Origin of the sequence: Larkinella terrae, assembly GCF_009668025.1 — a bacterium.
Classification (GTDB): domain Bacteria; phylum Bacteroidota; class Bacteroidia; order Cytophagales; family Spirosomataceae; genus Larkinella; species Larkinella terrae.
In genome coordinates this window covers 192,117-211,352 of the sequence record NZ_WJXZ01000004.1, presented here as the reverse complement: position 1 = coordinate 211,352, position 19,236 = coordinate 192,117, and the positions used below count along the sequence as shown (strand labels likewise).

The 19,236-nt window shown below is 50.5% G+C and carries 14 protein-coding genes; 5 read left to right on the top strand and 9 right to left on the bottom strand.

Annotated features, from left to right (window positions below; genetic code table 11):
- Positions 1–15 precede the first annotated feature (15 nt).
- Both GJJ30_RS07900 and GJJ30_RS07895 read right to left on the bottom strand, forming a co-directional pair.
- A complete protein-coding gene (locus GJJ30_RS07900; RefSeq protein WP_154174614.1) occupies positions 16–930 on the bottom strand; it encodes an aminotransferase class IV in 915 nt (304 codons plus the stop codon).
- A 10-nt stretch (positions 931–940) separates the two neighbouring features.
- A complete protein-coding gene (locus GJJ30_RS07895; RefSeq protein ID WP_154174613.1) occupies positions 941–2,290 on the bottom strand; it encodes a tyrosine-type recombinase/integrase in 1,350 nt (449 codons plus the stop codon).
- Positions 2,291–2,793: 503 nt separating this feature from the next.
- Between GJJ30_RS07895 and GJJ30_RS07890 the strand changes: the two genes are divergently transcribed.
- Both GJJ30_RS07890 and GJJ30_RS07885 read left to right on the top strand, forming a co-directional pair.
- Positions 2,794–4,275, top strand: a complete 1,482-nt coding sequence (locus tag GJJ30_RS07890; protein WP_154174612.1) for a M48 family metalloprotease — start codon at positions 2,794–2,796, stop codon at positions 4,273–4,275.
- Between the two features lie 286 nt (positions 4,276–4,561).
- A complete protein-coding gene (locus tag GJJ30_RS07885) occupies positions 4,562–5,470 on the top strand; it encodes a sugar phosphate isomerase/epimerase family protein (RefSeq protein ID WP_154174611.1) in 909 nt (302 codons plus the stop codon).
- A 90-nt stretch (positions 5,471–5,560) separates the two neighbouring features.
- On the opposite strand, the gene GJJ30_RS07880 is transcribed toward GJJ30_RS07885, so the two are convergent.
- A complete protein-coding gene (locus tag GJJ30_RS07880) occupies positions 5,561–5,989 on the bottom strand; it encodes a hypothetical protein (protein ID WP_154174610.1) in 429 nt (142 codons plus the stop codon).
- Positions 5,990–6,215: 226 nt separating this feature from the next.
- Between GJJ30_RS07880 and GJJ30_RS07875 the strand changes: the two genes are divergently transcribed.
- The 3 genes from GJJ30_RS07875 (at position 6,216) to GJJ30_RS07865 (ending at position 9,603) form a co-directional block, all read left to right on the top strand.
- Positions 6,216–7,505 (top strand): Gfo/Idh/MocA family protein, encoded by a 1,290-nt coding sequence (locus GJJ30_RS07875; protein ID WP_229313025.1) that lies wholly within the window; start codon positions 6,216–6,218, stop codon positions 7,503–7,505.
- 5 nt (positions 7,506–7,510) lie between these two features.
- Positions 7,511–8,449: a sugar phosphate isomerase/epimerase family protein gene (locus tag GJJ30_RS07870; RefSeq protein ID WP_154174609.1), complete on the top strand. Its 939-nt coding sequence runs from the start codon at positions 7,511–7,513 to the stop codon at positions 8,447–8,449.
- Between the two features lie 437 nt (positions 8,450–8,886).
- Complete coding sequence (locus GJJ30_RS07865; protein WP_154174608.1) at positions 8,887–9,603, top strand: hypothetical protein; 717 nt, start codon at positions 8,887–8,889, stop codon at positions 9,601–9,603.
- 63 nt (positions 9,604–9,666) lie between these two features.
- Here GJJ30_RS07865 and GJJ30_RS07860 read toward each other — a convergent pair whose 3' ends face one another.
- The 6 genes from GJJ30_RS07860 to GJJ30_RS07835 all read right to left on the bottom strand — a co-directional run bounded on the left by GJJ30_RS07860 (position 9,667) and on the right by GJJ30_RS07835 (position 18,998).
- Positions 9,667–10,710: an NAD(P)-dependent alcohol dehydrogenase gene (locus tag GJJ30_RS07860; RefSeq protein WP_154174607.1), complete on the bottom strand. Its 1,044-nt coding sequence runs from the start codon at positions 10,708–10,710 to the stop codon at positions 9,667–9,669.
- A 63-nt stretch (positions 10,711–10,773) separates the two neighbouring features.
- Positions 10,774–12,396, bottom strand: a complete 1,623-nt coding sequence (locus GJJ30_RS07855) for a M28 family metallopeptidase (RefSeq protein ID WP_154174606.1) — start codon at positions 12,394–12,396, stop codon at positions 10,774–10,776.
- 124 nt (positions 12,397–12,520) lie between these two features.
- Positions 12,521–15,238, bottom strand: a complete 2,718-nt coding sequence (locus GJJ30_RS07850) for a TonB-dependent receptor (protein WP_154174605.1) — start codon at positions 15,236–15,238, stop codon at positions 12,521–12,523.
- Positions 15,239–15,476: 238 nt separating this feature from the next.
- A complete protein-coding gene (locus GJJ30_RS07845) occupies positions 15,477–16,469 on the bottom strand; it encodes an aspartate-semialdehyde dehydrogenase (protein WP_154174604.1) in 993 nt (330 codons plus the stop codon).
- Positions 16,470–16,583: 114 nt separating this feature from the next.
- The gene (locus GJJ30_RS07840; RefSeq protein ID WP_154174603.1) at positions 16,584–17,228 is read right to left on the bottom strand and encodes a hypothetical protein; all 645 of its coding nucleotides are present in this window, start codon (positions 17,226–17,228) and stop codon (positions 16,584–16,586) included.
- A 135-nt stretch (positions 17,229–17,363) separates the two neighbouring features.
- A complete protein-coding gene (locus tag GJJ30_RS07835) occupies positions 17,364–18,998 on the bottom strand; it encodes a sodium/sugar symporter (RefSeq protein ID WP_154174602.1) in 1,635 nt (544 codons plus the stop codon).
- Positions 18,999–19,236: the final 238 nt, after the last annotated feature.

Below are 19,236 nucleotides of genomic sequence, written 5' to 3'. Positions count from 1 at the left end.
TTCGCACGATTCGCATCAATCGGGCATCAATGCTTCAAAAGCTTGTTTTACATTCAAATCCACGGGATTGCTAAATACTCTAGCATCTTTTCCCATATTTAGATCTAAAAAAAAGTTGTTCAATAACATTACCAGGCGTTTGCGATTACTTAACCTACGAATCTTGGGTTTTCTCATCCCTTCCATTCGCTCAATCCATGCTACAATCACTCCTTTATCCTTATTAACACCCGTCCAGTTTCTGCCTTCGCCCAATACAGACTTTTCAGGTCTGTACCTCCTCAGTGCATCAATGCATTTTTCAATATCGATAAGATTAATAAATAGCTCTTCAAAAGAGTTGTAAGCAATTGTATCTGACTTATCTAAAGCAGGTGCTGTTAGTGGGGAGGACAATAGGATTTGCTTCAAAGGCTTATAAAGCCGTACCAGCTCTTCTATTTGTCTAAAAATACCCGCATAGTAACCATGCTCCCAAATAATTTTATGATTAAACCGTCCAATATGACTATGCCTCACCCCATCCCAACCTGGCGTCCATAAATATCCGTTACAGTCTTCAAAGCATTTTGCTCTCAGGGTTTCTACAACCACATCCAATGCTTTATAAATGTCACTTTTGTCAGGTTTATATATATTGCTGAAATATACCTCCCCATCTTCGTAACCACTTTTATAGGAGTCCTTATATTTTGTCCCATCAATAATAATTGGGTCTAATTCAACTATATCAGCAACTTCTACAGACTGGCTTCTTAAAAGCCAGTTTAAGCGATCTGTATATACAATACATTCTTTATTACCAATTTCAATTTTGTGGTGAGGACCGTAACCAAAAAAAGTGTCATCCTCGTAAGTAATTAAAAATGGCTGGCGAAAACTTGGTGGCAAAAAATACGTTTCGTCTTTCGAGCAATTTTGAAATTTCATAAAGAGTCCATTAGCTAGGAAATTGGCCTACTATATTCTTTTTACCTCCTAAGTATTGACGCATCAAATCCAGCGTTTCAGCCGCATCGATTTTGATGTACTTCAGGAATTCGGATTCTTTCTTGTGTCCGGTGAGCTTCATAATTAGCACCGTAGGCATACCACGCTTGAACATGTTGGTGGCAAACGATCGGCGCCCGGTGTGGGTAGTAACTAACTGCCATTTTTCAATTCCCGATGATATCCCCTTACTATAACCGTCGGACGTACGAACAACCTGCTTGCCTCCTTTCGTAACATGCTTTAAAATCCGGTCGTTGATTTCGGCCGCCTGGCAGATTTCTTTCAGATAGTCGTTGGTCCGCTGATTCGAGATACCGGTCGGCAGATGGTTATTGTACTTGGCCAGCAGTTGTGTGATGGCCTCATGCACAATCGGAATCTGCACCCGGCCACCGGTTTTGCGTTGACGCAGATCCAGATAGGCGTTTCCATCCTCGTCTTTTTTGATGTGTTCAGGTTGCAGGGTCGAAAAATCCGAAAAGCGAAGTCCGGTCCAAGCGGCAAAGATGAACAGATCCCGCACTTTCTCCAGCCGGGGCGTTTTGCTCAGATCAAGTTCATAAATCCGCTGCAATTCCGTTTCTGTCAAGTATATATTTTCAGCCTCCTCCCGAAGATTAGCAAATTTCCGGAATGCCAGGTTCGTTGTAAACCCTTCGTCGACGGCCGCGCTCATGAAACCTTTTACGTTTTCAATGTACTTGCTGACGTTATTGGTGGCATAATTCCGGGCCGTCAGCCACTGGGTAAACGCTTTGTAGAAATGGCTATCGATATTCTCAAAGACCAGCGAACGTGGATAGGTTTGAGCGAAGGCTTCCAGGCCGTTAAGGGTTGTTTTGTAACGCCGGATTGTATCTGGAGAAATAAAGCGACCCGTTCGAGCTTTTGAGCCGCGGACCAGACGAGTAGGGCAGGTGTCAATGTACCACTGGACAAAGTCGAGTAGTGTTTTTGGCTTTTCGGCCTCTTCAACCGGATTCAGATAAGCATCAACTCTCTCTTTGACTTTTTCTTTGGTTAGCGGGATAAGATCCGCTTTCAGATCTGTAATAATTGCCGTAATGGCTTCCTCCGTATTTTTAAGGTATTTATTGATGGCATCTTTGTCTATGGCGTCAACGACATTCTTAACCCGGCCGGTCTTGCTATTCCAATGAGCAGGCAACACCTTAAAACCGGTACCAATGTTGATCCGCTGGTTCTCGAATCGGATGGCGGCATTGATCGGCGTCGGCGTCTTCGCCTTTGGATCGCGTAGTAAATAGGTAACAGGAGTGTCAGCAGTTCGGGGCATACACCAAAGGAGTTATTCCGTACACCAAAGATAATCGGTGTACGGATTGGTGTACGGAATTGCTTAATTTATTTTAATCACACTTAATCAAAGCTAATTTCAAGTGAAGCAAAAACGGCCATTCTGATTAAAATAGGCCACTTTTTAGCCTTTTTTAGTAGGGTATGCAAAATGTATAAATTAAGATTATTCGAGTCTCGCCTTCGGCACAGCAATCAACCCGTAATCCACCGATTAAGGGTTTTTTGTTTTTACGGATTAGCCGGGAAATTGGAGCCTGGAAAAAGGAATCAGGATGCGGTTTGTTAAGCTGTTTACACGGTCATTAAGTTGATTATGACTTTCCAAGGCATCTTGTAAGTGGTTTCAATCCGGAGAAGGTGCCCGAATTAAAAGGACATTAAACAAATAGTGGGTAGTTCTGTGTTTATATAGGATAAAACAATGAGGCAACGGCCTTTTTTCAGGCGAAATGTTGCTTTACACTTTTTATCGCTTTTACTATGTATACACCTATCTACTACAGCCGACTTACTGTTTTCCTGACACTGTTACTCATTGCCGGATGTTCCCGTAATCCGGTTACCGGCAAGCGCGAAATAAGCCTGATGTCGACCGAGCAGGAAATTGCGATCGGTAAAGAATCTCACCCGTCGGTTGTCGCCACCATGGGTTTGTATGAAGACAAACGGCTCCAGACTTTTATGAACGAAAAAGGGAAAGCAATGGCGAAGGTTTCGCATCGGCCCGATCTTCCGTATCAGTTCTACATCGTTGATTCGCCCATTGTCAACGCCTTTGCCGTACCGGGTGGTTACGTTTATTTCACGCGCGGTATTCTGGCGCACTTCAACAATGAAGCCGAGTTTGCCGGCGTACTGGGCCACGAAATCGGTCACATCACGGCCAAGCACGCGGCACGCTCCCAGAAAAGCCAGTTGCTCAGTACACTTGCACTCATTGGCGGGGCCGTGTTGGCTCCGGAGGTGGTGGGCCAGAACATCGAAGCGCTTCAACAAGGGCTCGGTCTTTTGTCACTGAAATACAGCCGTGATCACGAGTCGGAGTCCGACAAACTCGGGGTGGAATATTCCAGTAAAATTGGTTACGATGCGCACCAGATGGCTGATTTTTTCGGAACGCTTAAACGCCTTTCCGACAAATCGGGGCAGGCCGTCCCCCAGTTTATGTCCACTCACCCTGATCCCGGGAACCGCTACACGCGCGTCCATGAACTGGCGAAAGACTATCAGGCCAAAAATCCAGCCTCTTACCAGGTCGATCGCGATCAGTACCTCCAACTGATCAATGGCATTATGTATGGAGAAGACCCCCGGCAGGGTTTCGTCGAAAAAGGTTATTTTTATCATCCTGAACTACGTTTTCAATTTCCGGTCCCTAACAGTTGGGAGTCGCAAAACTCACCAAGCCAGTTTCAAATGGCCGCCAAAGACGGTAAATCCGCAATGATTTTAATGCTGGCGAAAGGGAACTCACTGGACGAAGCAGCCCAGAACTTGGTAAAAGAGCTGAGCCTGAACGTTTTGGAAAATGCCAAAACAACAATCAATGGCAATCCGGCTTACGTACTTATTTCACGGCAACAGCAGCCGCAGGATCAGCAGCAGCAGCAACCCCAGCAACAGGACCCTAAAGCGGCCCTTCAGATTGGAACCTGGCTGATTCAGTATAATAATGCGATTTACGCCTTGCATGGCCTGGCGGCCAATGCCAATTTTAATTCCAGTTTCAATACATTCAAGCAGGTAGCCGAAAACTTTCGTTCGCTCAGCGATCCTGATAAACTCAATCGCAAGGCCGAACGGGTTTTTGTCAAATCGTCTCCCCGCGACGGATCGTTTCGTGAGGTGATAACCGCGTTGGGAATGCCCGCAAATCGAGTAGAGGAAGCCGGGATATTGAATGGCCTTAAAGCCGATGATCGCGTAAAAAGAGGCACGTTGATTAAGGTAATCAACCGATAAATGGCCAATGTCCGTTTTACCGCCCGATTGGTAAATTGATAAAAAAGTTCATGCCAATTCCAGAAAAACCCTAAGAGACTGGCTAAAATTCAGATTTTCCCCATTCTTCGCTTTGCCCCCAACCCCCTAAAGGCCGGGCGGCCGGTGCCGGGCTTTAATCGGCATTTCAAAGCCCCCTTTAGGGGGTTGGGGGCAAAGTGGAAATAATTAAACATTCTCTAAGCGTGCCTTATATTTGTGAGAAACCGCTTTTAAGGCTAAATTCCCGCATACCTGTTCCCAACCAATGAATTCAACCGAAAACGCTACGTCGAGAAGGACTTTTTTACAAAATGTCGTGGGCGTTCTGGCGGGCGTAACGCTGGCAAAGGGCCAGGCCGAAGCCGCTGTTCCTGAAGCGACGAATGCCGGATTGGAACTGCCATTAGGCGTTTGTGCCGCTTACGAAAAAGCGCCTTTACTTAAAAGCCTGGGCTATTCATTCATCGAGGAAAGTGTCGGGCGGTTTTTGATTCCCGAAGCCGGGGATGGGCAATATGAAAAAAACCGGTCGGCACTAAAAACCGAAGGCTTGCCGGTTCGCTCTTACATCTATTTTTTTCCGGGCACCCTGAAGTCGGTGGGCCCAACGCTTCACCACGAAGCCATTTTACAGCGGGCTGATCTGGCGCTTAAACGCGCGAAGGAATGCGGCTCCAAAAATATCGTGTTCGGCAGCGGGGGTTCGCGGGCGATTCCCGACGGTTTTGACCGGGCTACCGCCAAAGCGCAGCACATTGCCCTTTGCCAGAAAATGGCACCATTAGCCGAGAAACACGGCATCACGCTGGCGGTCGAACCGCTGAACCGGGGCGAAACCAACTTTATCAACAGCCTGGCCGAAGGAGTCGAAATCATTCAGGCGGTTAATAACCCCTGGTTTCGGTTGCAATGTGATATTTACCACATGCTCAAGGAGGACGAAAAACCGGAAGAAATTATCAAATACGCTCCTTTTATCGTGCATTGCCACATTGCCGAAAAGGAAAGTCGCACGGCGCCGGGCGTAAAAGGAGACGATTTCAGACCTTACTTCCGCGCTTTGAAAAAAATAAAATACCAGGGCGGTTTATCGCTGGAATGCAACTGGACCGATTTTGACAACGAAATTAAGCGGGGCATTTCGGTCGTCAAGCAACAATTGGCGGAGGTGTAAGCAACGCTACCGATTTTACAAAAACCGCCGGCAATCCGGCGGTTTTTTAATGGTATAGCAATCGGCTAATGCCCGTTTTCCGGCTGCGTGTTATTTCTTTTCACCGAACGAATCCACACTGACCAGAATTTTCCGATCCGGCATTTCTTCCACTTCCATCAGGAACGTCACTTTGTCAGCTTTGCCTTCGATGGTTAGCGTAGCATGTCGCGGGTCACCAGAGGGGTCTGTCACAACTGATTTAATTACGGTTTTTCCTTCTTTGTAGGGAACGCTCCAGTTGCAGGTCGTGGATTGAATTGTTCCGGTCATTTTATGATCCGCCTTTCCTCCGGGTAGAATGACGATCTCTGTTTTCCCAATTTCAATGGTACTTTGCTCCTCCACCGTCCGTTGAACCACCCCGGTTCCGTCCAGGTATTCGGTTTTTATAGTCGTTAGCCGGACTTCCTTGCCGCATTGGGCGAAACTGATTACAGTACTGAAAATCAGCAGGATAGATGCCAGAAGTGTTTTCATAGTAAGTTGTTGGTTTTACAGGTTCGGGCCAAATATACTCGTTCGTCCGATTACTATGTAAAGCATAGTACCTTTTATTGCAATATATTCGACAGATGGTTAAATGGTTGGATAAACGGACTTTGTGGAGTTGAGAATCGCCCAAATTTTGACTTTCCCGGTTTGACTGGTATCTTTCAGATCGAATCTTTACCGTTTTTATTCGCATCCTAAATCCTCCTGAGTTATGAGTACTTCCCGTCGAGACATCCTGAAAATGACCGGCATGGCCCTCGCCAGCAGTGTTTTGCCCACCGTTACTATTCTGCATCCGCAACGTGCGTTTGCCGGAATCAACAGCGACACCCTGAAAGTGGGTTTGATTGGCTGCGGTGGCCGTGGTTCGGGCGCAGCCGCCCAGGCCCTCAAAGCCGATCCGAACGTGGTGCTTCACGCGGTTGGGGACATTTTCAAAGACAAAATGGATGATTCGCTGGCCAACCTGACGAAAGTCCACGGCGACAAGGTGAAAGTCGACGAAGAGCATAAATTCCTGGGTTTTGATGCCTACAAAAAAGTACTGGATTCGGGTGTCGATGTCGTCATTCTGGCAACACCACCCCACTTCCGGCCCGAACACCTGATGGCCGCCGTTCAGGCAGGTAAGCACATTTTCTGCGAAAAACCGATGGCCGTCGACGCGCCCGGTGTCCGGAAAGTGCTGGAAGCGGCCAAACTGGCCAAGGAAAAGAAAATCTCGCTGTTATCGGGCTTCTGCTGGCGGTTTCACGAACCCAAACGGGCCACGTTTGAGAAAATCCAGGACGGCGCTATCGGCGACGTGCTGACGGTTTATAATACCTACAATACGGGTACGGTTTGGTCGCATCCCCGCAAACCGGGCTGGACCGATGCCGAATACGTGTTTCGGAACTGGTACTATTACACCTGGCTGTCGGGCGACCACCTTGTCGAACAGGCCATTCACAGCGTCGATATGATGTCGTGGGCGTTTGGCGACAAACTGCCGCTTTCCGCAGCCGGAACCGGTGGGCGGCAAGTGCGGGTGGAACCGATTTACGGCAACATCTACGACCATTTTGCCATCACCTACGAATACGAAGACGGCGCCAAAGGTTTCCACTTCAGCCGCCAGCAGGTCAACTGCGAAGGGAGCTACATGTGCGAAGCGCTGGGAACCAAAGGCCGGGCGGTTGCGAACGTGTCGCGGAACGTTCACGAAATTACGGGACGGAAAAAGTGGAAGTACAACGGCGTCGCGAACGACATGTACCAGACCGAACACGACGAGCTGTTTGCCGCCATTCGGAAGGGCGAACCGATCAATCAGGGCGAGTACATGGCCAACAGTACGCTGCTAGGCATTATGGGACGCATGGCCGCCTATACCGGCCGCCGGATTACGTGGGATGAAGCCCTGAATTCGACCGAGAAGCTAGGTCCGGATACCTATAGTTTTGAAATGACGCCCCCGGTTGTGGAAGTCGCCAGACCCGGTTTTACCCACTTCTCCTGACCACCATGCAACGTAGAGAATTTCTAAAAAACGGCTCATTGGCCGCTGTCGGCGGTTTTGTGGTTACTGAAAACCTGCCGAAAGTCATTGAATCGGTTTCCGGCACCTTTGTCAACCCGGCGAAAAAACCGGTTGTTGCCCAGCCGATGGTGAAGAAAAGCCTCAAATGGGGCATGGTGAAGGAAGATTTGTCGATACTCGACAAATTCAAGCTGCTGAAAGACCTGGGATTCGACGGCGTCGAACTCGATACGCCGAACGACCTCGACATGAAGGAGGTGCTGAATGCCCGCGACAAAACCGGTCTGGAGCTGCCGGGCACGGTCAATTCGGCGCACTGGAAATCGCCCCTCTCGGACCCCGACCCGAAGGTTCGGGCGGTTTGCGTGGATGCGATGAAAAAATCACTTCAAGACACCAAGCAGTACGGCGGCACCACGGTTTTGTTGGTTCCCGGCGTGGTGAAAGCCGACGTCGGCTACGAAGATGCGTATAAACGCTGCCGGGAGGAAATCAAAAAACTGCTGCCGGTGGCCGAAAAAACCGGGGTCAAAATCGCGTTTGAAAACGTCTGGAACAGCTTTTTGATCAGCCCGCTGGAAGCCGCCCGGTTTGTCGACGAATTCAAACACCCGCTGGTGGGCTGGTATTTCGACGTGGGCAATATCCTGCGTTACGGCTGGCCGGTGCACTGGATCGAAGCCCTCGGCAAGCGGATTCTGAAGCTGGATATCAAGGAGTTTAGCCTGAAAAAACAGCAGGATGAAGGACTTTGGAAAGGCTTCGATGTTGAGCTGCTGGAAGGCGACTGCAACTGGCCGGCGGTGAATGGCGCCCTCCAGAAAATCGGCTATTCCGGCTGGGCATCGGCCGAAGTCAACGGCGGTGATCGCACCCGCCTGCTGACCATCCGGGAGAAAATGGATGCTATTTTTAAGGCATGACGCCGTTCATTTCGCCCGCAATCCTTCGTTATTCGATGTTCGCTTTTAAAATAACGAATATTGAATAACGAACACCGAATAACGAAGGGTTGCGGATTCAATCTGTTCGAATCCGAATTGTTTGTAGATATAAAGTTTAGTTCTAAACGGTTTACGGCAGAAACATGCTATTAGCTATGTCGCTTCACCACCGTATTGATATTCCTTGTATCTGCTGCTCCGAAACAAACTCAATGTAGTCATCAGCCGAACCAATCACCAGAGCTATCACCTGGAGCAACCCGTGTTCCTCCTCTAAAACCGCCAGCCCGGCGGTTTTCAGTTTAGGCAGTATCAGTACCTGTTGACCACCGGTTTTGGTCAATTCAGTCAGGATGGGTATGGTTTACAGAGCGTTGTGCGCCAATTTTGGGCAACAACACTGATGAACACCTGACATGAAATCATTTTTTGCTTATTTCCTGGGCCTGTGCCTGTTTCTGGCGGCCTGTAAATCGGCCAGTCCGGATCCACAGCCGCAGCCCAAACCGGGCGATCCGGGCCAAACTCCGACGCAAACGGATCCAACGGTGCCGACCAAATCGGCTGCGCCCGGTTTGGGAACGTCTAAACAAAAACCGGGTGGCAAGCTGTTTTCCTTTCCGCCGGGCGTAACGGTTGTGGGCCGACCGACCATGCGGCAGGAGGACCTGAGTCTTTCGAAAATGCTGGGAAGTGGCGAACTCGTCCGGTTTTGCCTCGACCTGGCCAATAGTACGGCAAGTCCCATTTCGGTTGAATTACCGGCAGGGCTGGTCTGGATTTCGGATGATCTAACGGTGCAGAATGGGCTGGAAGTCAAACCGGTGCGGTTTGAGCTTCCCGCGAAAGCTACGACCCGCGTTCGGTTGGGAACATACTGTCTGAACGCCGACCGGCACGAAGCATCTCACGGCGACAGCTACGACCCGCAGCCGATCATTCTGGATCTGGCGAGTATGAACAACCTTTTCCAGCTCCTGTCCGATAAGAAAATCAACCACGGCGAAACCACCGATGAACTGACGTATTACCAGCAGCAACACATCGTTCAGGAAGGCGTCTGGGAAGTGACCGAAACCGGTAAACTGCTCCCCGAAACGCTTCAAAAATTGCAAAAACTCCCGACCAAATAGCAGTCGGAACGTAAGCCGAAAGAAAAAACCGTCAATCTTCCTGCTTGATTGACGGTTTTTCAGTTATAACGACTTCATATCGATGACAAACCGGTAACGTACATCGCCTTTCAGCATGCGGTCGTATGCCGTTTGAATGTCTTTGATATTAATCAATTCAATATCCGAAACAATATTGTGTTCGGCGCAGAAATCCAGCATTTCCTGGGTTTCGGGGATTCCGCCGATGCCTGAACCGGCAATACTTTTTCGGCCGCCAATCAGGCTGAAACCCCTGATTTCGGCCGGGGTTGGGGGCGCACCCACGCAAATATGCACGCCGTTGGTTCGGAGCAATGACAGGTACAGATTGTAATCGTGCGGAGCCGAAACCGTGTCGATGATGAAGTCGAAATAACCTTTTACGTCCTTAACCTGATCGCGGTCGCTGGTTAGCACAAATTTGTGGGCACCCAGCCGTCTGGCGTCTTCTTCCTTGGAGGGCGAAGTGCTCAGCATGGTAACTTCGGCCCCAAACGCAACGGCAAATTTCACCGCCATGTGGCCCAAACCGCCTAGCCCCAACACGGCAACCCGGTGTCCTTTGCCCACTTTCCAGTGCCGCAGGGGCGAATACGTCGTAATTCCGGCGCACAGCAGCGGGGCCACCGCAGCCAGATCCAGGCTTTCGGAAATGTGAAGCGCAAAATCCTCGTGAACCACCATCAGGTTCGAATAGCCGCCGAAGGTAGGCGTTTTGCCGTCCTGTTCCCGGCCGTTGTAGGTTTGAGAATTTCCTTTCAGGCAATATTGCTCCAGCCCTTCCCGGCAGTTTTCGCACTGGCGGCACGAATCGACCATACAGCCCACCGCGGCCAGATCGCCCACGTTGAACTTGGTCACCTGCGCGCCGACCTTCGTAACGCGTCCTACAATTTCGTGGCCCGGCACCATCGGATAAATCGACCCGCCCCATTCGTCGCGAATCTGGTGCAAATCCGAGTGGCAAACTCCGCAATAGAGAATGTCGAACTGAACATCATGCGGTTTAAGGTCCCGCCGTTCGAACTGAAACGGGGCCAGAGGTGAACGGGCATCCTGTGCCGCGTATCCTTTTGCTGCAATCATAAGTTGACTATCAAATAGTTAGGCTTTGAAAAACCGCCTGTCAACGGCCTTTATTAATTGTCTTTACTTTTTCGATTTTTCCCGAATCGCCTTGAACTCGGAACCGGTTTTCCAACCGGGAAACGTGGATTCATTGCTCAGCTGATACCCCACCGCAAACAGCAGATTCATATCTTCGATAATGCCGGACAAGTCCCAGGACGGCGAATATTCGTCCGACGGTGCGTGGTAGCGGTTTAAGTTATGGTCTTCGAGCTGGGCTTTGCCCCAGGTTTCGCCGTTTTTAACGGAATTCACCCCGGTTTTGAGGTACAGCGCCGGAACACCCACTTTGGCAAAATTGAAGTGATCGGAGCGGAAATAACTCCCCGCCGACGGATTGAAATCGCCCCGGATGGTCCGCCCCTGTCTGGCCGCAATAGCCGCGGCATAATCTTCCAGATCCGACTGGCCTTTCCCGACCAGAACCACGTCTTTCGTGCGGCCCAACGGAATAAACGCGTCCATGTTGATATTGGCAACGGTCTTATCCAGCGGAAAAACCGGGTGCGTCGCGTAATATTCGCTGCCTAACAATCCCTGCTCCTCCGCCGTCACGGCCAGAAACAGAATGGAGCGCGCCGGTTTCTTTTTCAGTTTGGCAAAGGTTTCGGCCAGTTCGAGCAAAGCCGCCGTGCCGGAAGCGTTGTCCGACGCGCCGTTGTAGATCGAGTCGCCTTTGATGGCTTCGCTTTTGCCTAAATGATCCCAGTGCGACGTATAAACGATGTATTCATTCCGGCGGGTGGTACCGGGAAGCAATGCCAGTACGTTTTGCGAGGTCGATTTTGTAATCTGGTTGTCGATCACCAGCGAAGTCGTCACGCCCAGTTTGACGGGTTTAAAACCGCGAACGCCCGCTTCCCGAAGCAGTTCCGGCGAAACGCCCGCGAGTTTGAACAGGTTTTTGGCCGCATCCTGCGTGATCCAGCCTTCCAAAACCGCCCGCGATTTATTGTTGTCCGCCGTTTGCAGGTACATTTTCGATTTCGCAAAACTGCTCCGAATCACCGACCAGCCGTAGCTGGCGGCTTTCGATTCGTGAACAATCAGCACACCGGCGGCTCCCTGCCGGGCGGCTTCCTCGTATTTATACGTCCAGCGACCGTAATACGTCATGATATTCCCTTTGAACAGGGTGCTGTCGATCATTCCCGGATCGTTCACCATCACCACCACGGTTTTGCCTTTGACGTCCAGCCCCGCGTAATCGTTCCAGTTGTATTCGGGCGCCACAATACCGTAGCCCACAAACACCATCTCCGAGTCGTTCAGCCGAACCTGATTCTGCACATGGGGCGTGGTGGCAACGAAATCCGTCAGATTGGCCAGCGAAACTGTACCGGTTTTTCCTTTCAGAACCAGCGGCCCCGCCGGGGTGGAGGCAATGTTTACCATCGGCACATCCTGGAAATAGCTTTTCCCATTCCCCGGCTGCAAACCGGCTTTCTGAAATTCGGCTTTCAGGTAGGCAACGGTTTTCTTCTCACCTTCCGTAAACGGTTTTCGACCTTCGAAGGCATCCGAAGCCAGAATCTGAATGTGCTTGACAAAGGCTTTACCGTCAATGGCGACGCTGTCGGGGGCGGCAAAAGCGTAGTTACCTGCAAAAAGTGCGAAGCTAGTAAGAGCAATGAGTCGATGCATAAATGTACCCACGGACTACAGTTCGTGAAAGCTTGATTGGTGAAATGTTTTGCCCAATTTAAGCATTTCTGAGACATGGACGTTTACGAACGAAAGCAGTATCGACCGTCCGACCGCGGATACGTTAGAATTCATTCTCCGTCGGCGTGTCATCCCGTTCTTTCTCTTGATCGCGGTCTTTCTCGCGCACCACTTCCCGACTCAGGCGGTAGCTGAAACCGATAAAACCGATGCGGCTTTCGCGCTTGTTACGGCTGGTGGACGTGAAGTTCGGTCCAAAACTCTCGTTTCGGAACTGCATCGTATTGAAAAGATCGCTGACCCGCAAACTTACCGTTCCGCGCCCTTTCAGGATAGTTTGTTTGACGCCCAGATCGACGTTGGTCATGGCCTTGATGGTTCCCTGCGCCACAATGAACGGCGACCGATAATTGAGCGCAACCTGAATATCGGTGCCTTTTTTCGGACTCATGTTCGACGTTATGCGGGTGGTCCAGCTCCGGTTCGTACGGGTCAAAATTCCCGGAATATCCGCGCTAGCCTGAATGTTTCGCTGGAAAAACGAGAAATTTCCGTTGGCTTTCCACCAGCGCGTAATCTCCTGACTCAATACGATTTCCAGGCCGTAATTCTGCGACCGATTCAGGTTAAGCGAGGTTTGCTCGGTAATTCCGTCGGGACGCAGTGTCCGGTAATTTGTGATTTCGTTGTTGGTCTGCCGGAAGAAAAGCGTGGACGTCAACGTGGTGTTTTTGCCGTACAGCAAATGGCTCAGTTCGAACGAATTGATCAGTTCCGGGTTCAGATTAGGGTTCCCAAACCGGATGTTCAGCGGGTCCGACAGATCGATGAACGGATTCAGCGACCAGGTCGACGGCCGATTAATCCGTCGGCTGTAATTGATCTGCATCTTCTGCGACTGGCTGGCGTTGTAGTTCAGGAAAACACTGGGAAACAGATAGATATAATCGCGCCGGTTTTGCACGTTGGTCGTTCGCTGGTCGGTTTCGATGGCCGTATATTCCGTCCGCAAACCCACCTGATAACTCATTTTTTTGATCTCATCGCCAAAATTGACGTAAGCTGCACTGGTTCGCTCGTCGTAAATAAAGTTGTTGCTGATAGCCGGATTGACCGTCCAGGCTTCGTTCAGCAGGTTCTCAAAAACATAGTTGGAAGCCAGTCGGCGATACGTGTGCTTCAAGCCGGTTTCGAACTTTTTCTTGTCTTTTAATGGCTCCGCAAAATCCAGCTGCAAAACCGCCACCTGATTTTGCCGGTTGTTATCGGCCCGCTGTTGACCAATCAGGAAATTGGGCGTCAGCAAATTGACAGGCAAGGTCGATGTGTTGCTGAAATTCTGAAATTCATTGCTTTTGTTGTTCGACATCGTAGCATCGAACGTCAGTTCGCGGCCTTTTTTGTCGAACGTCCGACGGTACCCAAAGGCGTAATCCAGCCCACGTTCCGGTTCGGTTTCCTCGGTCGTCCGCACGGTTTGGCCCAGCGAAACCCGGTTGGCATCCAGCGTATTGAAATTCTCTACTTCCGAATCATAACTGTACTGGGGGCGATACAGAATCGAAGCCGTTACGTTGTTGCGGGGCGAAAGCGCGTAATCGAAGCCAAACCGGAGGTTGTTGTTCACGCTCCGGCGAATAGCGTCGTTGCGTTGTGCGAGGTAACTGGTCGAATCCTCGAACAGATTCTGTCGTTCCGAAATCCGGTACTGGAACCGCCGGTTTTGCCGAAAATTATAACTGCTGAAAAGATTTAGTTTCTTAAACCGCGAGTTCAGGTTGATCGACGCATTGTATTTGTCCCGCGTTCCGACGTTCACCTGCACATTGCCGTTGAAACCGGGTCCGCGTTCTTTTTTCAGAACAATGTTGATAATCCCGGCGGCTCCGTCGGCATCGTAGCGCGACGACGGGTTCGTAATCATCTCGATCCGTTCGATGCTGCTGGCCGGAATCTGATCCAGAATCGCCTGCCGATCCAAACCGGTCAAACCGGATGGTTTTCCATCGACCAGCACAATGACGTTGCTGCTGCCGCGCAAACTCAGCGTGCCGTCCACATCCACCGTTACCGACGGCACGTTCTGCAAAATATCGATAGCCGAACCGCCCTGCGCAATCGGCAACTGATCAACGTTTACAATTTTGCGGTCGAGCGAATATTCATACGCCTGTTTTTGTCCTTGAACCACCACTTCCTGAAGCTGTTTGGCGGTTTCGGTCATTATAATATTGCCCAGATCGACGGTCGGTTTGTCGGCGCTGATCACGATTCTCGGCAGTCGTTTGTTTGCAAAACCGAGGCTCTGAATCATCAGGTAATAGGCATCCGGCGCCAGATTGGCCATCTGAAAAAAGCCTCTTTCATCGGTCAGCGCGCCCGTGACCGAGCTCGAATCCCGCGAACGAAACAGACCGATGCTGGCAAATTCAACGGGCTGGTTTTTGCCGCCCTGCGGAGCCACCAGTTTTCCGCTGATTTTTCCGGCCCCGACCACCGGTTCCGGCCCGTTTGCATTAGCCCGACGTCCGGCGGGAGCACCGGTCACCACGGTTTGCGTGGGCGTCGTCTGCGTAGTAGTCGGAACGGCCGGTTGAACAACGGGTTGTGTCGTCAGGGCGCGAACGGTATCCGGCCGGTCGGCCACGTTGCGTTGCGTCGTATCCGGACGGGTCGGTGCTGCGGGCTGGGTCGTATCCGGTTCCAGACCAATGGCCTCAATCATGGCGTTGGAAACCGGGGCCGGTTGTTGCGCCCGGGCGGTTCCGAGGGCGAATCCGCCCAGACAAATTATCAAAAAAAGAACTCTGTATTCGTTCATGGTGTGCAAAAGAAAATTGTATCTATCTAATAACGCCTGCCTGTTTTTCTGAATTAGCTAAAAAGTCGTCACACTGGATAATCCAGAGTTACCGGGTTTCGTCAGGAAAAATGAGAGGAAGATTGATACGGTTTTCCAGTTCTGGAGCAGAATTATGGCTCTTTTTAAACTGATCGGCCTATAAATGAAAAAGCCTGTCAGTATCGCACTGACAGGCTCATAATTGTATAACAGGCTGTTAGACCAAATTGTTTTCGGCTAAATATTCTGCAATCTGAACCGCGTTGGTTGCCGCGCCTTTCCGCAGGTTATCGGCGACGATCCAGAGATTGAGCGTATTCCCCTGGCTTTCGTCGCGACGAATCCGACCCACAAACACCTCATCTTTCCCGTGCGCCGTCAGCGGCATCGGATACAGGTAGTTTTTCGGATCGTCCTGCACGATCACACCGTCGGCTTCGCTCAGGATTTTCGTGACATCTGTTACATCAAAATCATTCTCGAACTCCACGTTCACGGCTTCGGAGTGACCGCCAATGGTCGGAATCCGAACCGTTGTGGCCGTTACCTGAATGGTGTCGTCGCCCATGATTTTCTTGGTTTCGTTCACCATTTTCATCTCCTCTTTCGTATAACCGTTGTCCAGAAAAACGTCGATGTGCGGCAATACGTTGAGATCGATCGGGTGGGGATACACTTTTTGCGTCGATTGATCACCCGAACGTTCCGCGAACAACTGATCGACGGCGGCTTTGCCGGTTCCGGTTACGGATTGATACGTTGAAACCACCACGCGTTTTACGCCGTATTTTTTATGCAACGGGTTCAGCACCACCACCATTTGAATGGTCGAGCAGTTGGGGTTGGCGATGATTTTGTCTTCTTTCGTCAGCGTGTGGGCGTTGATTTCCGGCACAACCAGCTTTTTGGTCGGGTCCATCCGCCAGGCCGAGGAATTATCGACTACCGTAATGCCCGCTTCAGCAAACAGCGGAGCCAGTTTTAACGAGGTGCCACCACCCGCCGAAAAAATTGCAATAGCCGGTTTGGCCGCGATCGCATCCTCGAAGCTCACGACCGTAACCTGTTTACCCTTGAACGTAATCTGTTTACCCACCGAGCGTTCTGACGCGACAGGAATCAGTTCCGTTACCGGGAAGTTACGCTCTTCGAGCACTTTCAGGATTTCGCTACCGACCAAGCCGGTAGAGCCTACTACTGCAATTTTCATTTTTGTACCAAAAAATTAAGTGAAACTGTTCTTAAAAATTGGGTGCAAAAATACGGAGAAATGCTGAGAGAACAGGGAAAGCATTCGAAAATTATGCGGATAATTCGCTCGTTATCAAAACCGCGCGACCAAACCGATCCCCGAATTGGTGGATTCCCAGTGCGGTTCGAGCCGCAGGGAAACGTCTTTGGTCTGCAGCGACTTATTGTAATACTGAATGGAACGCCGGAAGTGAAAACCGGGCATCCGAATCAATGAACCAATCAGAGCGGCACTTAAACCGACCCCAAATGTAACCATACCGCCTTTCCGAGGCTCTTTTTTCGTTTCCGTATTCGCGTAAGGGTTCCCAAGGTAAATCATACCATTCCCGTACCAGGCGCCATTGTAGTACGTCAGCCCCGGGGGAACGCCGTTTGTATTCTGGGTCTCTTTTGGAGAGGCCGCAATGATAATTCCGACAATGGAGGCAATCCCGCCCGTCACCATCAGCGTGGTGCCGATGCTCCGCCCGGTTTGAAACTGCCGGTATTCTTTAATGGCGTTGGGATCATCGGAAGCCAGAATGTACTTGCCTAATTCGGTCACTCGCCGGACTTCGATGCCGTCGTACGAGTAGCGGGAAGTACAACCTTGTCGGTAACCATAGCGGGTGTATTGAGGTACCGAATACGTAGCGGTTTCAATCGGTTTTAAAGGCTCTTTTTGCGCCCATCCAGCGACGGGCCACATCAGTATCAAAAAGTACAGCGTTTTCATCGTCGAGATTTTTTGATGAAAATTACTGTAATTGTCGACAAATATGATTAAAGTTTGATTATAATTTTATTAGAATGGTTTTAATTATACCGGGAATGAATAATTCGTTTTCGCCCGCGAAAACGAAAATTTTATCTACCAGAAATTCGAATACAAAACTGCCAGAATCGTCAGGATCACTACGGAACCGGCGATGAACGACGGCGTGACGTGAAACCATTTTCGGTCAATTTCAAGCCCTTTTGCGTTGTGGTGGCTAGCCGGGTCGGTGAGCGTCACCACGACCATCAGGGCAATATCGAGGCAGAAAACCCACATCGTACGATGCAGGAAGGGAATTTCGGCGGCTTTAACACCGAACAAATTCATCACCTCCGGCCAGAATTTGAGCAGAACCGAGAGCGGAATGCTCAGAATAGCCGCCGTTAAAGCCGCCCGCGTGGTGGTGCGTTTCCAGAAAAAACCGAGCAGAAAAATGGCGAACACGCCCGGCGAAACAAAGTTGGTGTACTCCTGAATGTATTGATAGACCTGATCGAAGGACCGCAGCATCGGCGCGATGATGATCGCGATGATAAACGCTACCACAACCGCATAGCGGCCCACCCGCACCAGCTTTTGCTCCGAAGCGTCTTTGTCGAAGAATTTCTTATAAATATCGAGCGTAAAAATCGTGGAAATACTGTTGCATTTGCCCGCCAGCGATGCCACCACGGCGGCTGTCAGCGCGGCAAAGGCCAGCCCTTTCATGCCCACTGGCAACAGGTTCATTAAAACCGGGTAGGCGTTGTCGGGTCGTACGGCACCGTTGCTGGTCATTTCGGTCTGAAACGTACCGTTCTGGTACAAGACGTAGGCCGCAATGCCCGGAATCACGACGATCAGCGGAATCATCAGTTTCAGAAAAGCCGCGAAGAGAATCCCGCTGCGGGCGGTTTTCAGATCCGCGCCCAGCGCCCGCTGCACAATGTACTGATTACAACCCCAGTACGAGAAGTTATTCACCCACATGCCGCCCGTTACCAGCGCCATGCCGGGCAATACATTGTAATGCGGATGGCCTTCCGGAAAATACATGTGGAAATGCGAGTCGGCCTGCGTCCGGAGAGACAGCAACCCGTTCCAGACGCCGGAAACCCCGATTTTATTGGCCACCAGATCCAGCGCCAGATAGGTAACGACCAAACCGCCCGTAATTAACACAACCACCTGAACCACATCGGTATAGCCGATTACTTTCATACCGCCCAGCGTGATAAAAATGGCAAAAATCGCCAGACCGATCGTGCAGGTCGTGAATGAGATTCCGGCAAGTGACTCGATGGCGATGGCCCCCAGGTACAGAATCGACGTCAGGTTAACCAGCACATAGACTACCAGCCAGAAAATTGCGAGAATTGTACTTACCGTATCGTTATACCGCTGCGCCAGAAACTGCGGCATGGTGTAAATGTGATTTCGCAGATAGATCGGGATGAAATAAACCGCCACGACGATCAAGACGGCGGCCGCAAACCACTCGTACGACGAAATCGCCAGCCCCATCGCAAAACCGGAGCCCGCCATGCCGATGAAGTGTTCGGCGGAAATGTTTGACGCAATTAGTGAGGCCCCAATGGCCCACCACGTCAGCGAGCCTTCAGCCAGAAAAAAGTCTTTGGTATTGGTTTCAGCGGCTTTCCGACGGCGGTAAATCCAGTAGCCGTAGCCGGATACAATGATAAAATAAAGCAGGAACACCGCGTAATCGGCGGACTCAAGGTGGTTCATTCCTCGGTGGGTCTATGTCAAAAGAACGGCAAAATAGAACTATTTCCATTCGTTTTCAACAGCCGACCTTATCATACGCTGTAAAGATTCCCCAGGCATCTCCCTGACAGCGGTCGAAGACCCTGTCAGCGGGGAGTATTTTCAGGGTTTCTTTGATCGCTAACAGGTTCTGTGGTTTCCAACCTATTATCCCAAAAAATAGGATAAGTGCAGGTCTTCCTTCACCGTTGACAGGGCC